The following is a 657-nucleotide window of genomic DNA, read 5'->3' as shown; positions in this document are numbered from 1 at the left end:
CTTGGTCTCCGCACCGGTCTCGCCGTCGGAGTCGCTCTTGTCCGCCGGGACGTCGACCTTCTTGAACCAGTCCGACTCGACCGCGGCGAAGATCGGCAGGAACTCCTCCCCCGACTCCAGCGGCGAATTCCGCACCACCGGCAGCGGGCCCGTGTTGTCGTCACCCTCGAAGGCGCCGCGGCCGGTCCGCCCTGGCCACCCGGCACCGCCGTCCTGCGGGGTGCCTGGCCAGGAAGCACCTCCCGGAGGAGGCAGGTGGCCGGGCCAGGGCGTGTCCACCGGAGCCTCGCCGACATGGCCCCGGCTGAAGGGGTTGGTGTCGAAGGGGCTGGACTCGAACGGTCCCGAGTCGAAGTTCGTGGTCTCGAACGGCGTCTTGTCGAAGGCGGCCCGGTCGAACGGCCCGGACTCGAACGGGCTACGAGCGAACGGGTCGGGCTGCCCGCCGTGTCCCGCCGCGCCCTGTCCCTCCATGCCCTGGCCGAAGCCACCGGTGTCGAAGCCGCCGGTGTCGAACGCGTTGCGGGCGAACGGGTCGGACTCGCCCTGCCGCCCCGCGGCGCCCGTCTCGAACGGGTTGCGCGCGAACGGGTCGCCGCCGGCGCTCCGGCCAGGCGGCTCGAAGGGGTTGCGGGCGAACGGGTCGGGGTCGAAGCC

General features: G+C 73.1%; 1 pseudogene. It reads right to left on the bottom strand.

Going from position 1 to position 657, the window contains the following annotated elements:
- Positions 1 to 657: pseudogene (locus Msi02_RS42815) on the bottom strand (hypothetical protein); the annotation flags it as partial.

It is taken from the genome of Microbispora siamensis (assembly GCF_016863095.1).
GTDB lineage: Bacteria > Actinomycetota > Actinomycetes > Streptosporangiales > Streptosporangiaceae > Microbispora > Microbispora siamensis.
Note: the sequence above shows the minus strand (reverse complement) of the source record. Positions and strands in the feature narration are given on the sequence as shown.